Genomic DNA, 16,354 nt, shown 5'->3' with positions numbered 1-16,354 from the left:
CAACAATCCCGCGGCATCATCCCTCCTTATCCCCATATTTTATCTGCTGAAATTGAATCTTTGGCCGAACCGGCCTTCTGAAACGCCCTGGCGTCCCGATATCTGCTGATTGCAGATGATTAGAATTCCTGCGGAAAAGAAGTTCCGCAGACACAATCCATGGTGTTATATTAGCATGGATTTACCCACAATTCAATGGATAACATGTAAAAAACGGATGCCCCTCTCAGTGGACATCCGTTTCTCCTAACCTTATATGTATGATCAGTTGTTGATAAGCTTATCCGTATCATTCCAGCTATACAGCTTCCTAAGCTCAGATCCAACCTTTTCAAGCGGCTGGTCTGCCTCGTTCTTCCTCATGGCGTTAAAGTGAGGGCAGCCCACCTGGTTCTCTGTCAGCCAGTCCTTTGCAAAGGTGCCGTCCTGGATATCGGACAGGATTTTCTTCATGGCTTTCTTGGTTTCATCTGTAACAATCTTTGGTCCGGTGATATAATCGCCGTACTCAGCCGTGTTGGAGATGGAATATCTCATGCCGGCAAAACCGCTCTCATAAATCAGGTCTACAATGAGCTTCATCTCATGTACACACTCGAAATATGCGTTCTCAGGAGCATAGCCTGCTTCTACCAGCGTCTCGAAACCAGCCTTCATCAGGGCGCAGACTCCGCCGCACAGAACTGCCTGCTCGCCGAACAGGTCTGTCTCAGTCTCTACCTTAAAGGTGGTCTCCAGGATACCTGCCCTTGCGCCGCCGATTCCCTGGCCATAAGCCAGCGCCATATCGGTTGCCTTGCCTGTTGCATCCTGATGTACGGCAATCAGGCATGGGGTTCCCCTGCCCCTCTGGTACTCGCTTCTTACGGTGTGGCCCGGAGCCTTTGGCGCTATCATGGTCACGTCAACATCCTTAGGCGGAACAATCTGTCCAAAATGGATGGCAAAACCGTGGGCAAACATCAGCATCATGCCCGGGCGCAGGTTCGGAGCGATGGACTCCTTGTACATGGCTGCCTGCTTCTCGTCATTAATCAGGATCATGATGACATCGGCCTTCTTGGTTGCCTCAGCTGCCGTATATACTTCAAATCCCTGCTCTTCAGCCTTTTTCCAGGAACGGCTCCCCTCATACAGACCAACAATCACGTTGCAGCCTGACTCCTTTAAGTTTAATGCATGTGCATGTCCCTGGCTGCCGTAACCGATGACAGCAATGGTCTTGCCTTCCAATAATGATAAATTACAATCTTCCTGATAATAAATCTTTGGCATTGCTCTTATCCTCCTTAATTCCTTTGAAAATGTATATGTTAAGGCAACAAAACCGACGACTCTCAGTCCGCCCTTGGCCGCCCCCTTAAGCTCTTACTTAACAGTTATGTAATTCCATCCATGCCGCCCTTTCCCTTGCACGGGAACTTACGGAAGCATCCTGATATCCTCGGCGCCGCGTTCCAGCCCTGTCAGGCCTGTTCGGGCCAGCTCCAGGATTTCATAATCTTCAAGCAGGTTGATTAACGCGTCCAGCTTGGACTGGTCTCCTGTCAGCATGACGGTCAGTGAATCCTTGCCCACATCCACGATGGTTGCGCGGAAAATGCTGGAGATGGCGCTGACGGACTGTCTGTCTGCGGCATTGGCCCTGACCTTTACCATCATCAGTTCCCTGTACACGGAACGGTCCGGCTGCAGTTCCTTGATATCCCTTACATCCTCCAGTTTATTAAGCTGGTTCTTAATCTGCTCCAGAACAGTCTGGTCACCCAGTGAGACCACGGTCATCCTGGAGTACCGCGGGTCCGCAGTGACGCCAACGGTCAGACTTTCAATATTGTAACCACGGCGGCTGAAAAGTCCGGCTACCCGGGCCAGCACACCAGCGGTATTGTCTACAAGCAGCGATAACACGATTCTGTCATCCATATAATCCCACCCTCTCATCATGGCGGACAGCTTTAACACTGCCCCTCCTTATGTTCCACAATGTCTTCTATCGTGGACCTTCTTAATAGTAATTTCAATCATAGCAACCATTGTTCTATTTGTCAATTGCATAATAGGAATGGTTATTATGAGTGCAGGTTATAATGTCAAAAGTAAATCCTTTAATTCATCTACCGTGGCCGCAATCCAGGCCGGCCGGCACCCATCCATCTCCTGCCTGTCACCATATCCATAGAGAACCCCCACGCAGTCCATGCCGCATTCCCTGGCCCCCAGCACATCATGTTCCCGGTCCCCCACCATCACGCAGCGGGCCAGGGTCTCTGGCGTCCTGTCAAGCCCATACTGTTCAAGGACATACCGGATCACATCCGCCTTGCGCACCCTGGTCTCTTCCATATCCGCGCCGCCAATGAAATCAAAATATCCCGCCATGCCAAAATACTCCAGAATCTTCCTGCCAAACTCCTCAGGCTTGGAGGTTGCCACCAAAAGCACCTTTCCGGCTTTTTTAAGGGCATCCAGCATTTCCTTAATACCAGGATACTCCTTGTTCTCATGCCATCCCCTCTCGCTGAAATATTCCCGGTACACCAGCACCCCTTCCCATGCCTGCTCATCCGAAAAGCCATAATACTTCTTATAGCTGTCCGTCAGCGGAGGCCCTATGAAAGGCGTCAGGGTGTCCAGATCATCCACCTGGATTCCATAATGGTTCAGGGCATGGCGCACCGACTTGGTTATCCCCTCCTTTGGATCAGTCAGGGTACCGTCCAGGTCAAACAGGATATAATCCTTCTGATTCATAACATCCACACAATCCTTTCTTTTCCTCTATAGCAGCAGTCCTGCAGTCCCATCATCCAGCAGCATATACCTCTCCTATATCCTGCCGTCCTTAAATGCCTTCATCATCTCATGGCCCACGCTGATATACGGTCCGTATTCCACTATCTCGTCCCTTGTAAACCACCCGGCCTCACACAGCTCTTCCTCCTCCAGACGTATGGTATCATCACCGTCCAGTTCCGCTGTGAATCCAATCATTTCCGTATCTGAAAACGCCCATGGCTGGCTTTTATAATAACGTATGTTCTTAACCTTAAGCCCTACTTCCTCCATGACTTCCCTGCGCACACAGTCCTCAAAGGTCTCCCCTATCTCCACGAATCCTGCAATCAGGGCATAATTCCTGTAAGCCCCCTTCGCATATCTGGACATAAGCAGCTTATCGCCGTTGGTAATGGCGACAATCACCGCCGGGCTGATTTTCGGATACTCTGTCTGTCCGCAATCCGGACACACCATGGCGCGCTCCATGGCGCTGGGTTCCATCCTTGTCCCGCAATGTCCGCAGAACTGCCGGCTCTGCCTCCACCGGTAGAGCTGGCTTCCGGTAATACCCGCAAACGCCTGATGCAACGGTTCCAGGCTGCGGAAAACAGTGAGAGGCTCCAGATTAAACCCGCCAAACTCCGGCACGTCCATATCAGTCACACAGTAATAGGCCCTGCCGTCAATGGAGAACAGATACTGTGCCCCAGCCTTAATCTCCTTTGCCTCCTCCTTTAAGTCTCCAAAGGAAGGGATGGCCATCCCATCCCCCTGTTTGAGAAGCATCACCTTATTATACTCATAATGCAGCACGTAATCCTGGTCCTCAGGTTCCTTATTCCTGAAAACAGGATCGTATGTATGCGGCGCAATGTCCTGAATCATCTTATGTCATCGTCCTTTCATCTTTCCTGAAGATATGGAATCTATTGTACCACATGAAAGCATTGATGTAAATTTGGATTTATATTTGGATTTTGGGACCCCTTCCATTCTTGTAAACAAAAAAACGGGGTGGCTCCTGCATCAAAGCAGGAGCCAAAGGCGCCCCGCCGGGAAAACCCTCAAAAGCATTCCCGCGGACAGCACCGCTCCCCGTCTTTTGGCTGTACGGGCCTTGGGGCATGCCTGAACACCCACGTCCGCCCTTTTGTAAGCCCTGTGAACCATGGCAACGGACCATGGCCCATCAGTCATGTATTACCACATTCAGCTTCTTGCGTATCCCCAGGCTCAGGATTCCCAGAATGGATTTCCCATCCACCATGCAGCTCCCGCAGCACACATCCACGTCCTCGGGATACTGTTCTACCTGGTTCACGAATTTTTTTACTTCCTCTATTGAATCAAATGTAACCTCTCTTGTCGTCATATGGGTACCTCCTGTTCATTATACAGAAAGTCTTCCCCAATCAGGAACGCCTATACATCCTGATTCTTTTAAAGAAAGGTTTTACCTCCCACCGCCTGAGACTGCTGAAGAAATAGTAGTAAATCACAAAGGCAATGGTTGTCAGGCTCCAGGTAAGCGGATAACAGAAGGCTGCGCCGATGATTGTGTGGTACTTCGGAAGTACGAACATGATCCAGAGCACCCTGACCGCGCACACGCCGATTCCGGTAAGGATCAGCGGAACCCAGGCATCCCCCACGCCCCTGAGGGTGCCCGAGAGGATTTCAATGGCAATGTAAGTGATGAAGGTGGGAACCATGAAATGCAGCAGGTCCATGCTGATGGCCTGCACCTGCTGGTCCGTGGTGAACAGTTCCACCAGAAGGTGGCCCCCGTTATACAAAAGCACTCCCACGGACGCGGTAAGCACCACGCCGATCACCATGCATGCGCCCGCCCCCTTGCGCACCCGGTCCATGCGCCCGGCGCCATAGTTCTGGCCCACAAAGGTGGTGACCGATATGCCCAGGGCATTGATCATCATCCAATACAGGCCGTCCACTTTGCCGTAAGTAGCCCAGGCCGTCACATTGTCCGTACCAAGGGTGTTCACGCCGGCCTGAATGATGACATTGGAGATATTGTACATGACGGACTGCATGCCTGCCGGTATGCCGATACGCACGATCCGCTGAAGCATCCTGCGGTCGATGCGGACCTTGTTCCATTCCAGCTTATACATGTCATCGGTCCTCATCAGGGTGCGCACCACCAGGATGGCGCTTAACAGCTGGGAGGAGATGGTGGCAATGGCAGCCCCCGCCACTCCCATGCGCAGGACCGCCACCAGCAGTATGTCCAGGGCAATATTGGTAAGGCAGCTGGCTATGAGGAAATACAGGGGCCGCCTGGAATCCCCCACCGCGCGCAGTATCCCGGCTCCCATGTTATAAATCAGGTTCGCTATGATACCCAGGAAATAAATCCTTATGTAGACAACCGAATGCCCCATCACATCCTCAGGCGTCTTCATGGCTTCCAGGGCCCATGGGGACCCTGCCAGTCCTATGATCATGAAAACAATGCCGCCTATTACGGAAAACGCAATGGAGGTATGTACGGCCCAATGGACCTTATCCGCCTTCCTGGCGCCGTAAAACTGTGATATGACGACCGTGGCGCCGCTGGACAGACCCACGAAAAAGCCCACCAGGAGATTAATCAGGGTACTGGTGCTGCCGCCAACCGCGGCCAGGGCCTGTTTACCCACGAACCTCCCAACCACCATGGCGTCCGCCGTATTATAAAGCTGCTGGAAAAACGTCCCGAACAATATGGGGAAAAAGAACAGCAGCAGCTGTCCGAATATGCTCCCTTCCGTAATCCGGTTCTTTTTTACGACTTCTCCCTCCATAACCCATCCTCACGCTATCGTATTCTTTATTTCAGATAAAATAGCACCCATCAGTCAAAACACGCTGATGGGCACTACTGTCAATTCTCATCTTATATCATATTATCATTTTTGTCTACCGGAATTTATTCTGCGGCTTCGTCCTTCGCGGCAACCTCGGCAATGGACTTGACCAGCCCCGCTATCCCCTGGATGTCAGAAGGAATGATGATCTTGTTGGCCTTCCCGTTGGCGGCTGCCTGGAAGGCTTCCAGGCTCTTTAACTGGAGCACCGCATTGTCAGCGCCTGCTTCCTTGATATAGCGGATACCGTCGGCCGTTGCCTGCTGTACGGAACGGATGGCTTCCGCCTGGCCCTCTGCCTCTTTGATTTTCTTTTCCTTTTCAGCTTCCGCGCGCAGGATGGCCGCTTCCTTCTCTGCTTCTGCATTAAGCACTGCGGATTCCTTGTTACCTTCAGCCACAAGGATCATGGACTTCTTCTCGCCCTCGGCGCGGAGGATGGATTCACGGCGCTCACGCTCAGCTTTCATCTGCTTCTCCATGGCCTCCTGGATGGCTGCGGGCGGGATGATGTTCTTAAGCTCCACCCTGGTCACCTTGATGCCCCACGGGTCCGTGGCAATGTCCAGGGACTCCTGCATCTTGGCATTGATTGTCTCCCTGGACGTCAGTGTCTCATCCAGCTCCAGGTCGCCGATGATGTTACGCAGCGTGGTGGCTGTCAGGTTCTCGATGGCCAGCAGCGGCCGCTCCACGCCGTAAGCATACAGCTTCGGATCCGTGATATAGAAGAACACCACCGTGTCAATCTGCATGGTTACATTATCCTTGGTGATGACGGGCTGGGGCGGGAAGTCCTCCACCTGCTCCTTCAGGTTCACCTTCTTGGCAACCCGGTCAAAAAACGGGATCAGGAAATGGATTCCCACGCTGTACGTCCCCTGATACGCTCCAAGACGTTCCACTACCAGCGCCTGGGCCTGGGGCACGATGCGGATGCACGTGGACAGGATGAACAGGATAATGACGGCAATGATGATAAAAACGAGAAAACCTCCGATTGCACCAAACATATTACTCCTCCTTAAGTTGTTGTCCTTTAGTTAATTATTAGTTATGTTTTAAGTATGTCCCTTCAGGTATATTCCTTCAGATATATCCCTTCAGGCATCCTCCTTCGGCAGCTCCACCTTATGTTCCGGCTCCACAGCCTTCACAATCAGCTTGGCGCCGCTGACAGCCGTGATGACCACCACTGTATTCGGTTCAAATACCACGCCCTCCACGGCCGACCTGGCAAGCCAGGTCTCTCCTGCCAGTATGGCGGAGCCGGTACCGGCCTCGTTATTAATCCGTTCCTTTACAACCGCCTTGCGGCCGGTAAAGCTGTCCACATTGGTATCTGTCTTCTTCCGGTGAAGATACCTGGTTGTAAACGGACGGACCATCATGAACAGGGCAAATGAGACAATTACGAATACCGCAAGCTGCGGCCGCAAGGACGCTCCACAGACCTGCGCCACCAGGGCGGCCAGCGCCCCTCCTGCAAACCAGATGCTGGTAAGGGATGCAGTCATGCCCTCCACTACCAGAAATACAACAAATGCTATAAGCCACGCAACAGACATATGAATCCCCCTTCCTAGAGTTTGTTTGCCAACAAGTACAGTGACTCTGGAGAAAATTGGTTATACTGCTATTCTATCATAGATATGCCTAAAAGCAATCAAGGGATTGTAAATTTATATTATTCTTAATATAATTGTAAACAGGACACGAAACCTGTTACAGTTAATTATTATATGTTTTTAATTTAGGGATATACTATGAAAAACAAAAGAAAAGAGGTACTAGACCATGAAACGTATTCTCATGCTGGGCACCGGAGGGACCATTGCCTGCAAGCGCACGGAACGCGGCTTAAAGCCGGTCATCACATCGGAGGAAATCCTTTCTTACGTGCCGGACAGCAGGACCTACTGCCAGATTGATACCATCCAGATACTGAACATCGACAGCACCAACATCCAGCCGTCCCACTGGCTGACCATTGCGTCTGCCATAGAAGCCCATTATGACCAGTATGACGGGTTCGTCATAACCCATGGCACGGACACCATGGCCTATACAGCCGCCGCCCTGTCCTACCTGATCCAGCATTCCCATAAGCCCATTGTCATCACCGGCTCCCAAAAGCCCATTGACATGGAAAACACGGACGCCCGGACCAACCTGGCCGACAGCCTGCGCTTTGCCTCAGACCCCAGGGCGCATGACGTGAATATCGTGTTTGACGGAAAGGCCATTGCAGGAACCAGGGGGAAAAAGGAACGCACAAAAAGCTATAATGCATTTTCCAGCATCAACTTCCCCAATGTGGCCGTCATACAGGAGGACCATATCATATTCTATCTGGACGACAAGGACAGGAGCACGGAACCGGTCAGGTTCTTCCATGAACTGGATTCCAACGTGGGGCTTATGAAGCTGATTCCCTCCACGGACACGTCCCTTCTGGACTATATGGCCGGGCACTTTGACGCGCTCATCATCGAATCCTTTGGCGTGGGCGGCCTCCCCTCCTATGAGAAGGGCGATTACTACCGGGCCATCGGCCACTGGACAGGCCGGGGCAAGACCGTGATCATGACCACCCAGGTCACCAACGAGGGCAGCAATATGTCCGTATACGAGGTAGGGCGGAACATCAAGCAGGAATTCGGCCTGCTGGAGGCTTACGACATGACCCTGGAGGCAGTGGTCACCAAGACCATGTGGATTCTTGGACAGACCAGGGATCCGGACGAAATACGCAGGCTGTTCTATGAGACAATCAACCGCGACGTGCTCTGGAACAGCAATCCGCACTGAACTGCCAGAGTGTGTCTGAAAATCCATTCCAGAGCCAGGTCCTTGTCATCTGCGGCGCGCGGCGCCTGCGTCCCACTCGTTCAAGACGGTAAATCCAAGGATCATGAAGCCTCCGGCGGCCTGAAGGGGCGATACCGCCTCATGGAGCACTGCCACCGAGATGATGACCGCCACCACCGGGTCAATGTAGCTTAATATGGATGCCTCCTGTCCCTTCAGATACCGGAGGGAGGAAAAATACATACAGTAACAGATCCCGGTATGGAACACCCCCACCACCATCAGGTTCACGGCGCCATTGATGTCAAGGCTTCCCAGGTGGGAACCTCCTGTCATGGATATGTACGGCGTCATTACCAGTATGGCTGCCAGGAACTGCATGAAGGTCCTGTTCAGACCGGATACGTGCCGGATGCCCTTGTTGATCAGGACCACGGACGCATAGAACACCGCGGCCCCCAGTCCCAGGAGGATTCCAAACAGGTCATGGCTGCCGCCCCCGCCGCTGACACCGATTACCATGACCAGCCCCAGGGTGGACATGACAAAGCAGGATATCTGCTTTCCTGTCAGCTTTTCCCTGAATAAGACCGTGCTTGCCACTGTCACGATTACCGGGGCAAAGTAATAACTCAGGGTTGCCATGGCTACCGTGGTATACTTATAGGCTTCGAACAACAGAATCCAGTTCACGCTCATGGCTGCCCCCGACACGAACAGCAGGGGCAGTTCCTTTTTCACATCCTGCCATCTGACGGTCTGGCGGGTACACAGCTGCCACAGGAGCAGGGCCAGGGCGGCGATGACCGCCCGGTACAGGGCCACCTCCCTGGATGGCAGTCCTATGTTCCTTACAAACACTGCGATGGTTCCAAACGCAGCCATGGAAAATATAATCTCAAATCTTGCCTTCATACGGTTTCCCCCTTCATCATATAAGTCCCATGGACCGGATGATATACAGCCATAAGGTCAATGTAAAGGCGCTTCCGCAGGTGGTCAGCGCCACGATGCTGGAAGTAAGGACCCCCTCATGCCCCATATTCTTCGCCATGACAAAGCAGCTCACAGTGGTGGCAGACCCCAGCATCACCAGGATTGCCACCAGCTGTTCATTCCGGAATCCGGCCATGACAGCTATGGGGAGGAATACAGCGGTCAGCCCAAGGAGCTTGATGGCCGACGCGCAGAGGGCCGGCCCCATGGCCTTTCCGGCCTTTTCCCAGTTAAACGACGCGCCCATGGCCATAAGACCCAGGGGCGTGGCCACGGCCGACAGGCTCGACACGGTCTTTTCCATGATGGCAGGCTGCGGGATACCCAGCACGGACCACAGCATCCCGGCCAGGATCCCAAGGATGATCGGGTTTGTACAGACGCCCCGGATGGTGCCTCTTAGGGCCTGTCCGTCCATTTTCCCCTGACCCGGTCTTGTAAAGGACAGCACCAGGACCGCCATCACATTGTAAAGGGGTACGCTTCCAATAATCATAAGCGGGGCCATGCCTGCATTTCCGTAAATATTCTTAATGAACGCAATCCCCAGAAGGGCCGCGCTGCTGCGGTAGGATGCCTGGATGAACTCCCCCCTGAGTCCCTTGTCCTTAAGTGTCATGGAAATGCATGCTGCCAGCAGGATCCCAATCAGGGTAACCCCGAAGCAGAACAGCACGAATCCGGTATCCCATACATGGAAAAAATCAGAATTGGCCAGGTCTTCAAACAGCAGGACCGGAAGCGCCGCCTTAAACACGAACTGGTTCATCTGGTCCACAAAACGGCTGTCCATCAGCCCCGCCTTCCTGAATAATACCCCCAGCACCATCAGTATAAAAACCGGGATTGTTGCATTCAAGCTGAATATCAGATTTTCCACGTCTGTCCGCCTCCACTCTTTTGTCCACTATCCCTGTAACAATATACGTTCCCGTTTTATTTGTCAAGACTTTCAGCCCCGCCGGGCCTGGCCTGACATCAGAAACAGCACAACTGGCAGCGGAAATATTTCAACAGCCAGTTGACATTCCTGACATTTTGTGATTTAATGGAATTAACTTATTAATATAATATTAAAAAGTATATTAATATCTCCAATAATAAGGGGGTTATGATGAAAACAGAAGATCCCGTATCAATCAAACAGATCAACACAGACCGGATCCGGACATTCATGGAACAGGAAGGTTCCGTCTCAAAAAGCCAGATTGCCAGGCAGCTGGGGCTAAGCTTCCCCACAGTTACCCGCCTGCTGGAAGAACTCTGCTCCGGCGGCGAGGTCCTCACCCAGGGTACCGGCACCTCCACCGGCGGAAGATGCGCCTGTTACTATCAGCTGAACCCGGATTACCGCCTCTATCTTCTAATCCAGGTGGAGGAGGGACGGATGCGGTGGAGCCTTAAGAACCTGGATGAGGAACCTGTGGAACAGGCAGAGGTTTCATTCCAGGTATTTTCCCTTGAGAAGCTGGACCGTCTTATCCTTGACATTGCAGGGCGCCACCAACGGCTCAAGGCCGCAGCAGTGGGAATCGCAGCCCTGGTCAGCCGCGGCATGGTGGAGGAATCCGAAGCATTCCCATGTCTGCACGGCATTAACCTGATTGAACATTTTAAGTCCGTCACCCCGGTTTCCGTGGTGTTGGATAACGATATGAACTATCTGACCATGGGATGCTGGAACAGCTACCGCTTCAGGGCCAATTCCCTTATCACGCTGTACATGGGCAGCTGCGGCATGGGCGGAGGCATGGTGATAGACAACCGGCTTTGGGCCGGTACTTCCGGTTTTTGCGAGCCAGCCTTCCTTCCCTTCATGGAACCGTATTGGGAAGAATTGAGGCGAAACCCGCGGACCATGGATGTGACGGAGCTTTATATCAGGCTGATCCAGATTTATACCTTTACCGTCAACCCGGCCATGATTGTCCTTTACCGGCACCCTCTTCTGGAGGGAAAGCTGGACCATATCCGGCGCGGCTGCGCCGGCCTTATCCCGGCCAAGGCCCTTCCTGCCATCGAACTGTCTAACAGTTACCAGGAAGACTATGAAAACGGACTGTTTGCCGTGGCCCGCAGGCATTCCTGAGGAAATCCGGCCTGACCCATCCACAACATTTTTCACTTAAGGAGGTTTCCATGAGATATTCACATATTGTATTCGATATTGACAACACGCTTATTGATACCACGGCCGCCGTACTCCACAGCCTGCAGAAAGCCCTCAGGGAAGTGACCGGGGAGCACCGGGAGGTGGGGAAGCTGGCGCCGGTGCTTGGCATCCCGGGGTTGCAGGCATTTGAAATGCTTGGCATCCAGTCCCCGGAACTGATATTCAGGATTTATCCCTTGTGGGAAAAGTATATGAATTCCTATCAGCACACAGCCTATGTCTACGAAGGCATCCGCCCCCTGTTAAAATATCTTAAAAACGAAGGTTATGACCTGGGCATCATAACCTCCAAGACCGCCAGCCAATATGAGAGTACCTTCGTCCCATTTGGGATTGCCGGATATTTTCAATGTACCGTCACGGCAGATGACACGGTCCATCACAAACCTGGCCCCGAACCCATGAATGCATATATGTGGATGAATGATGTGAGGCCGTCCCAGGTGCTCTATGTGGGGGACAGCGTCTACGACATGGAATGCGCCCTGGCAGCGGGAACGGACAGTGCCCTGGCCCTGTGGGGCTGCCATGATCCCGAAGGCATCCCTTCCACCTGCCGTTTCGCGGCGCCGGGAGATATGGAGCAATGGTTCCGGGACGGATGTCCCGCCTAGGGCATGTCTGAAAACTGCTCCAGGACGTTAGATGAACAAACCAAAAACCGCAAAAAGTGGACTGGTCAAAATATCATCAACTGGATATTTTGCTCAGTCCACTTTTCCGTTATAGTAGGTACCAGCAAACGTCTGGCAAAGGCGGATGCAGACAGGATCCGGGGGCATGCCCAGCAGTCCGTCCCCGCCCCCTGCGTCCCTAACCAGCCCAGAAGATAAAAGGAGGTATCTGTATTATGGAACGCTTATCAACCAAAAAACTTGTCATGTGCGCACTCTTTGCAGCCCTGGCCTGTGTGGCCACCATGTCAATCCGCATCCCCACCCCCGGCACCGGCGGTTATATCCACCCCGGCGACGCGGTGGTCATCCTCTGCGGGATTTTCATGGGACCAGCCGAGGCATTCCTGGCAGCCGGGATCGGCTCCTGCATGGCGGACCTGTTAGGCGGGTATTTCATTTATGTGCCCATTACATTCGTCATAAAAGGGCTGGTGGCATTTTCCTGCAGCCACCTTTACCACGGCGTTACCGCCCAGGGAAGGCACGGTTACCTTGCCGTAGCGGCTTGCGGCGTGATTGACATGGCGCTGGTGGCGGGAGGATACTTCCTCTGTGAAATCTTCCTCTACGGACCAGGCGCTGCCCTGGCCAGCGTCCCTTCCAACCTGATTCAGGGCACCGGAGGACTGGTCATCGCATGCGCGCTGTATCCGGTGCTCCGCAGGCCCCTGGAAGCAGCCATGGCTGCTTAAGGAACCGGTTTTCCGGCTGACCGGCCGTGTATGGGCCGGCAGGGTACAGGCTGGCAGGGTACGGGACGGCAGTGTACAGGCCCGTATCCTGCCGCCAGATGGCAGCGGCGGGGCTGATTCACGTCATACAATCAGTCCCGCCGCACACAGCTGCATATTCAAAGGGTTGTCTCCCTCCACTTAACAATATTCTTAAATACCACATCGCCTTCCCGCTTCTTACCGTCCAGCACATCCACCAGTTCCTCCATGGCCCTGACCCCCTCCTGATAGGCAGGGGTGATGATTGCCGATATGGCGGGCGTGGTCATCCTGGTCCATCCCTCCACGTCAAAACCGACCAGGCCCAGGGTATCCGGGAACAGGCCCATATAGTCCGGGTAGTTGCGGATTGCCTGGTACACCACCTGAAGCTGGCCCGGGCTGGCCACGTAAATCAGGGTCTTTTTGTTTAAATCCACCTTTTCCTTCAGCATTTCATATACCTGGGCCGACTTGATACCGTCCTGCAGATACTGGGTGCCCCCGTCCCTGCACGCGTCCTGAAGGGCGTCCTTGTATCCCTGGGTGTTCTCAAAGCCCGCGCTGATGGCCGCCTCCCCGTCGGATATCATAAGGAAATCCTCATATCCTTTTTTTATGCACTCGGTAATTACCTGGTAGACACAGTCGTAATTATTGCTTTTTACATATCTTCCCTTAAAGTCATAGGGTTTTGCATCCAGGTAGACAATGGGCTTCTTCTTTTTCTCCAAATCCCCTGCCAGCATACCGAACCGGTAGGTGGACTGGATGATGAAACCTTCCGCGCCCAGCTTTAACATGCGCTCCACATAATCCTTTTCCTGCTGGAAGGCAAGGCCGCTGTTGCCCATCATGATCTGATATCCCTGGGCGCTTGCCGCATCCTCGATTCCCTTTAACGCCCTTGCGCAGTAGGCATCCGAACTGTCCCCGAGGATTACGCCCACAAGCCCGCTGCTCTTGGCTTTCATGGCCCTGGCGGCAGCGCTTGGCTCATATCCTGTCTCATTAATGATATGCTGTATCCTCTGTTTTGTCTCCTCGGACATCTTGTTGGTCTTGCCATTGAGATAGAAGGATACCGTTGTTTTGGAAACACCCGCCCGTTCAGCAATCTCATTAATTGTCAGTTTCTTCATACAGACCTCCACCACCCAGCTCAAAGGATTTATAACTTTTATAACTATACCATTAATTTCTCAATCGGTAAAGTGTGCGATTCCCATTCCTGCAATGAATCACTGCTGCCTTCCCGTATATGGGGATTCCATTGCAGAGATACATTTTACCGCCCTTAAAGGTTTCCCGGTTCCATATGAGGAAGATCCAGGATTCGCCGGAGGATAAGGTAAAGGTCCTTGAAACCACTTCTGATCCGGATACCGGTTCCGGGCTGCCATACTGATACACGGGCACGCCGCCCATCGCCACATCCTCCCCGGCCAGGCAGGTCCAGTCCGTATGCCGGTCCGTGAACCGCGTCTCCTTTACCAGGCAGGCGCTGGGCGAAAGCTGGTTATATGTTTCAGATACCACACACGGTTCCTTTATGAACCCGGTCCGGCCCAGCAGGTTCAGGCCGGTGTCCCCGGAACGCAGGGTCCATCCCCCTTCCATGCCATGTGCTTCCTGCAATGCCTCCACGCGGGGATCCAGATGATAATATTCCCGCAGTGCATGCCCACCCCCGCACCCTATGTCGTTTACAATCAGCCAGATACCCGGGTCGGCCATGAGGACCCGGCGGATGACAAGGTAATTCCGGCCGGATGACAGGGTGCCGTGATATGCCATTTCACAGTACTGCACCGGTCCCTGCTCCCTGTAATATGTTTTCAGGCATTCCCCGTATGAATCATATCCCCAGGCGCCCCTGGGAATCCCATGGGACTCGCCGTCAATCACGCACACATTATGGGCCTGGGCGCTTTTTAAGGCCGGGCGCAGAGGTTCTTCTTCCATATAAGAGTATCTTCCGCTGTCCACCAGGAACGGCCTGCCCTTATAATACAGGGAAATGTGGGTCATGTCCGCATGTCCGTGGCTGCTGCCCAGGGGGCCGCACTTAAGATAGGTGAAATGACTGTCTTCGGACCAGCTGCTCCTCACATAGACATTTCCCGTATCCTCCGCGTGCAGGTTCTTGGACTCTGGACACACCGGCTTCTGCCGTTCATATCTGCAGATTCCGTCCCGTCCCAAAAGCCAGGCGCTGTCCAGGTCCATGGATTCAAATCCGGCAGACCGGAACCGCCCGTCCCCTGTCAATACGGCTGCTTTTGTCAGCACATCCCTTACATCCGTTACATCGCTGTCACACTGGGCAATCTGGCAATGGTCAGGCCCGGCCGCGTACATCACATACCGGCTCATCTCCACGGTCTTTGCCAGCAGCCATGTCCTTTCCTCCGGCACATCGCCGTTCCAGTATGCCAGAAGCTTCATGCAGGCCAGCAGCACCTCCATATGGTACATCATGGACTGCTCCCAGTGGGAACCATCCGGCAGGACCTGCAGCGCCAGCTGGTCTTCAAGTTCCTTCCACGCCCACTCAGAAAGTCCGTCCTCCGGCAGGTATTCCCCAAACCACAAAAAACCGTGGCAGATGGCAGCGGTCTGGAGCAGGCCCCAGTTGCTGAGGGTGTATTTTCCAATATATCCATTCCTCATATATGCAAACTGGCTCCTCATGCTGTCCAGTATCTTCTCCGCCTGCCGCTGTCCCATAAGCCCTTCCCCTATGAGATGGACCAGAAGGAACTGCCAGCTCATGCACCGGATCCCCGTGTCAATGGAACGGGTGGCCAGGGTGGCCTTGGGAAGGATCGGGTTGGATGCCATCCAGTGTTCCATATACCATTCCAGTTTTCCTATATATGCCTGTTTTCCTGTGAGGCGGTATGCCAGCAGGAGTTTATGAAGGTATTCATGGCGGTTCAGCATGAATATCCATTCCGGGTCCTGGTTGGGGCTGTGATCCCAGACCATTTCCTTCAGGGTGTATGGGGCGGCGCAGGGTTCCATATCCCATCTGTCCTCAAAGGTAAAGGTCTGCTCCATAAGGCGGTCCGCCTGCGCAATCACCCTTTCCGCCTCCAAGGGACAGCGCCGTCCCATGTATTCCGTTACAAAGGCAGGGTCATATTGTCGTATATATCCGCTGGTCCGTTCCTTAAGGGCGGTGAATCGGTCCTGTTTCATTGTTGTCCTCCTCCTGTTTTCATTCATGGTATGGCATGATCCTGCAGCCGGATGCCGTCAGACAGCCACAGCCATCCGTGGCGTCCAGCTGTCTGTGGCGTCCGGCTGTCTGTGGCGTCCGGCTGTCCG

Annotated in this window: 16 protein-coding genes; 4 read left to right on the top strand and 12 right to left on the bottom strand. The window is 53.3% G+C overall.

The genetic code is table 11. From position 1 onward, the window contains the following. Nucleotides 1-264 precede the first annotated feature (264 nt). The 8 genes from ilvC to MCJ35_RS05495 form a co-directional block, all read right to left on the bottom strand. Nucleotides 265-1,275, bottom strand: a complete 1,011-nt coding sequence (gene ilvC, locus MCJ35_RS05530; protein WP_008722993.1) for a ketol-acid reductoisomerase — start codon at nucleotides 1,273-1,275, stop codon at nucleotides 265-267. 147 nt (nucleotides 1,276-1,422) lie between these two features. Then, nucleotides 1,423-1,926, bottom strand: a complete 504-nt coding sequence (ilvN, locus tag MCJ35_RS05525) for an acetolactate synthase small subunit (RefSeq protein WP_008722991.1) — start codon at nucleotides 1,924-1,926, stop codon at nucleotides 1,423-1,425. 159 nt (nucleotides 1,927-2,085) lie between these two features. After that, a complete protein-coding gene (locus tag MCJ35_RS05520; protein WP_008722989.1) occupies nucleotides 2,086-2,754 on the bottom strand; it encodes an HAD family hydrolase in 669 nt (222 codons plus the stop codon). A gap of 75 nt (nucleotides 2,755-2,829) precedes the next feature. Then, nucleotides 2,830-3,666: an NAD(+) diphosphatase gene (nudC, locus tag MCJ35_RS05515; RefSeq protein ID WP_025482581.1), complete on the bottom strand. Its 837-nt coding sequence runs from the start codon at nucleotides 3,664-3,666 to the stop codon at nucleotides 2,830-2,832. Between the two features lie 304 nt (nucleotides 3,667-3,970). Continuing rightward, nucleotides 3,971-4,153, bottom strand: a complete 183-nt coding sequence (locus MCJ35_RS05510) for an HPr family phosphocarrier protein (RefSeq protein WP_008722985.1) — start codon at nucleotides 4,151-4,153, stop codon at nucleotides 3,971-3,973. A 40-nt stretch (nucleotides 4,154-4,193) separates the two neighbouring features. Continuing rightward, the gene (locus tag MCJ35_RS05505; RefSeq protein ID WP_025482582.1) at nucleotides 4,194-5,588 is read right to left on the bottom strand and encodes an MATE family efflux transporter; all 1,395 of its coding nucleotides are present in this window, start codon (nucleotides 5,586-5,588) and stop codon (nucleotides 4,194-4,196) included. 125 nt (nucleotides 5,589-5,713) lie between these two features. Beyond that, on the bottom strand, nucleotides 5,714-6,664 hold the full coding sequence (locus tag MCJ35_RS05500) for an SPFH domain-containing protein (protein WP_008722981.1): 951 nt from the start codon (nucleotides 6,662-6,664) through the stop codon (nucleotides 5,714-5,716). A gap of 90 nt (nucleotides 6,665-6,754) precedes the next feature. Then, complete coding sequence (locus MCJ35_RS05495) at nucleotides 6,755-7,219, bottom strand: NfeD family protein (RefSeq protein ID WP_008722979.1); 465 nt, start codon at nucleotides 7,217-7,219, stop codon at nucleotides 6,755-6,757. A gap of 229 nt (nucleotides 7,220-7,448) precedes the next feature. On the opposite strand from MCJ35_RS05495, the gene MCJ35_RS05490 reads away from it, so the two are divergent. Next, on the top strand, nucleotides 7,449-8,462 hold the full coding sequence (locus tag MCJ35_RS05490) for an asparaginase (protein WP_008722978.1): 1,014 nt from the start codon (nucleotides 7,449-7,451) through the stop codon (nucleotides 8,460-8,462). A gap of 45 nt (nucleotides 8,463-8,507) precedes the next feature. On the opposite strand, the gene MCJ35_RS05485 is transcribed toward MCJ35_RS05490, so the two are convergent. Further along, nucleotides 8,508-9,377: a DMT family transporter gene (locus MCJ35_RS05485; RefSeq protein WP_025482583.1), complete on the bottom strand. Its 870-nt coding sequence runs from the start codon at nucleotides 9,375-9,377 to the stop codon at nucleotides 8,508-8,510. 16 nt (nucleotides 9,378-9,393) lie between these two features. Then, nucleotides 9,394-10,338: an AEC family transporter gene (locus MCJ35_RS05480; RefSeq protein ID WP_025482584.1), complete on the bottom strand. Its 945-nt coding sequence runs from the start codon at nucleotides 10,336-10,338 to the stop codon at nucleotides 9,394-9,396. A 231-nt stretch (nucleotides 10,339-10,569) separates the two neighbouring features. Here MCJ35_RS05480 and MCJ35_RS05475 point away from each other — a divergent pair, with 231 nt between their 5' ends. The 3 genes from MCJ35_RS05475 to MCJ35_RS05465 all read left to right on the top strand — a co-directional run bounded on the left by MCJ35_RS05475 (nucleotide 10,570) and on the right by MCJ35_RS05465 (nucleotide 13,000). Continuing rightward, on the top strand, nucleotides 10,570-11,547 hold the full coding sequence (locus tag MCJ35_RS05475) for an ROK family protein (RefSeq protein ID WP_240299385.1): 978 nt from the start codon (nucleotides 10,570-10,572) through the stop codon (nucleotides 11,545-11,547). 50 nt (nucleotides 11,548-11,597) lie between these two features. Continuing rightward, a complete protein-coding gene (locus tag MCJ35_RS05470; RefSeq protein ID WP_025482586.1) occupies nucleotides 11,598-12,245 on the top strand; it encodes an HAD family hydrolase in 648 nt (215 codons plus the stop codon). Nucleotides 12,246-12,478: 233 nt separating this feature from the next. Further along, nucleotides 12,479-13,000: an ECF transporter S component gene (locus tag MCJ35_RS05465; protein WP_025482587.1), complete on the top strand. Its 522-nt coding sequence runs from the start codon at nucleotides 12,479-12,481 to the stop codon at nucleotides 12,998-13,000. Between the two features lie 158 nt (nucleotides 13,001-13,158). On the opposite strand, the gene MCJ35_RS05460 is transcribed toward MCJ35_RS05465, so the two are convergent. Together MCJ35_RS05460 and MCJ35_RS05455 are read right to left on the bottom strand one after the other, a co-directional pair. Beyond that, nucleotides 13,159-14,163, bottom strand: coding sequence for a LacI family DNA-binding transcriptional regulator (locus MCJ35_RS05460; protein ID WP_008722964.1), 1,005 nt, complete (start codon nucleotides 14,161-14,163; stop codon nucleotides 13,159-13,161). A 52-nt stretch (nucleotides 14,164-14,215) separates the two neighbouring features. After that, a complete protein-coding gene (locus tag MCJ35_RS05455) occupies nucleotides 14,216-16,225 on the bottom strand; it encodes an alginate lyase family protein (protein WP_025482588.1) in 2,010 nt (669 codons plus the stop codon). Nucleotides 16,226-16,354: the final 129 nt, after the last annotated feature.

Source organism: Enterocloster sp. OA13, from assembly GCF_022440595.1.
GTDB classification, from domain to species: domain Bacteria; phylum Bacillota; class Clostridia; order Lachnospirales; family Lachnospiraceae; genus Enterocloster; species Enterocloster hominis.
The sequence above is the reverse complement of the archived record's forward strand: the minus strand, read 5'-3'. Positions and strand labels throughout refer to the sequence as shown.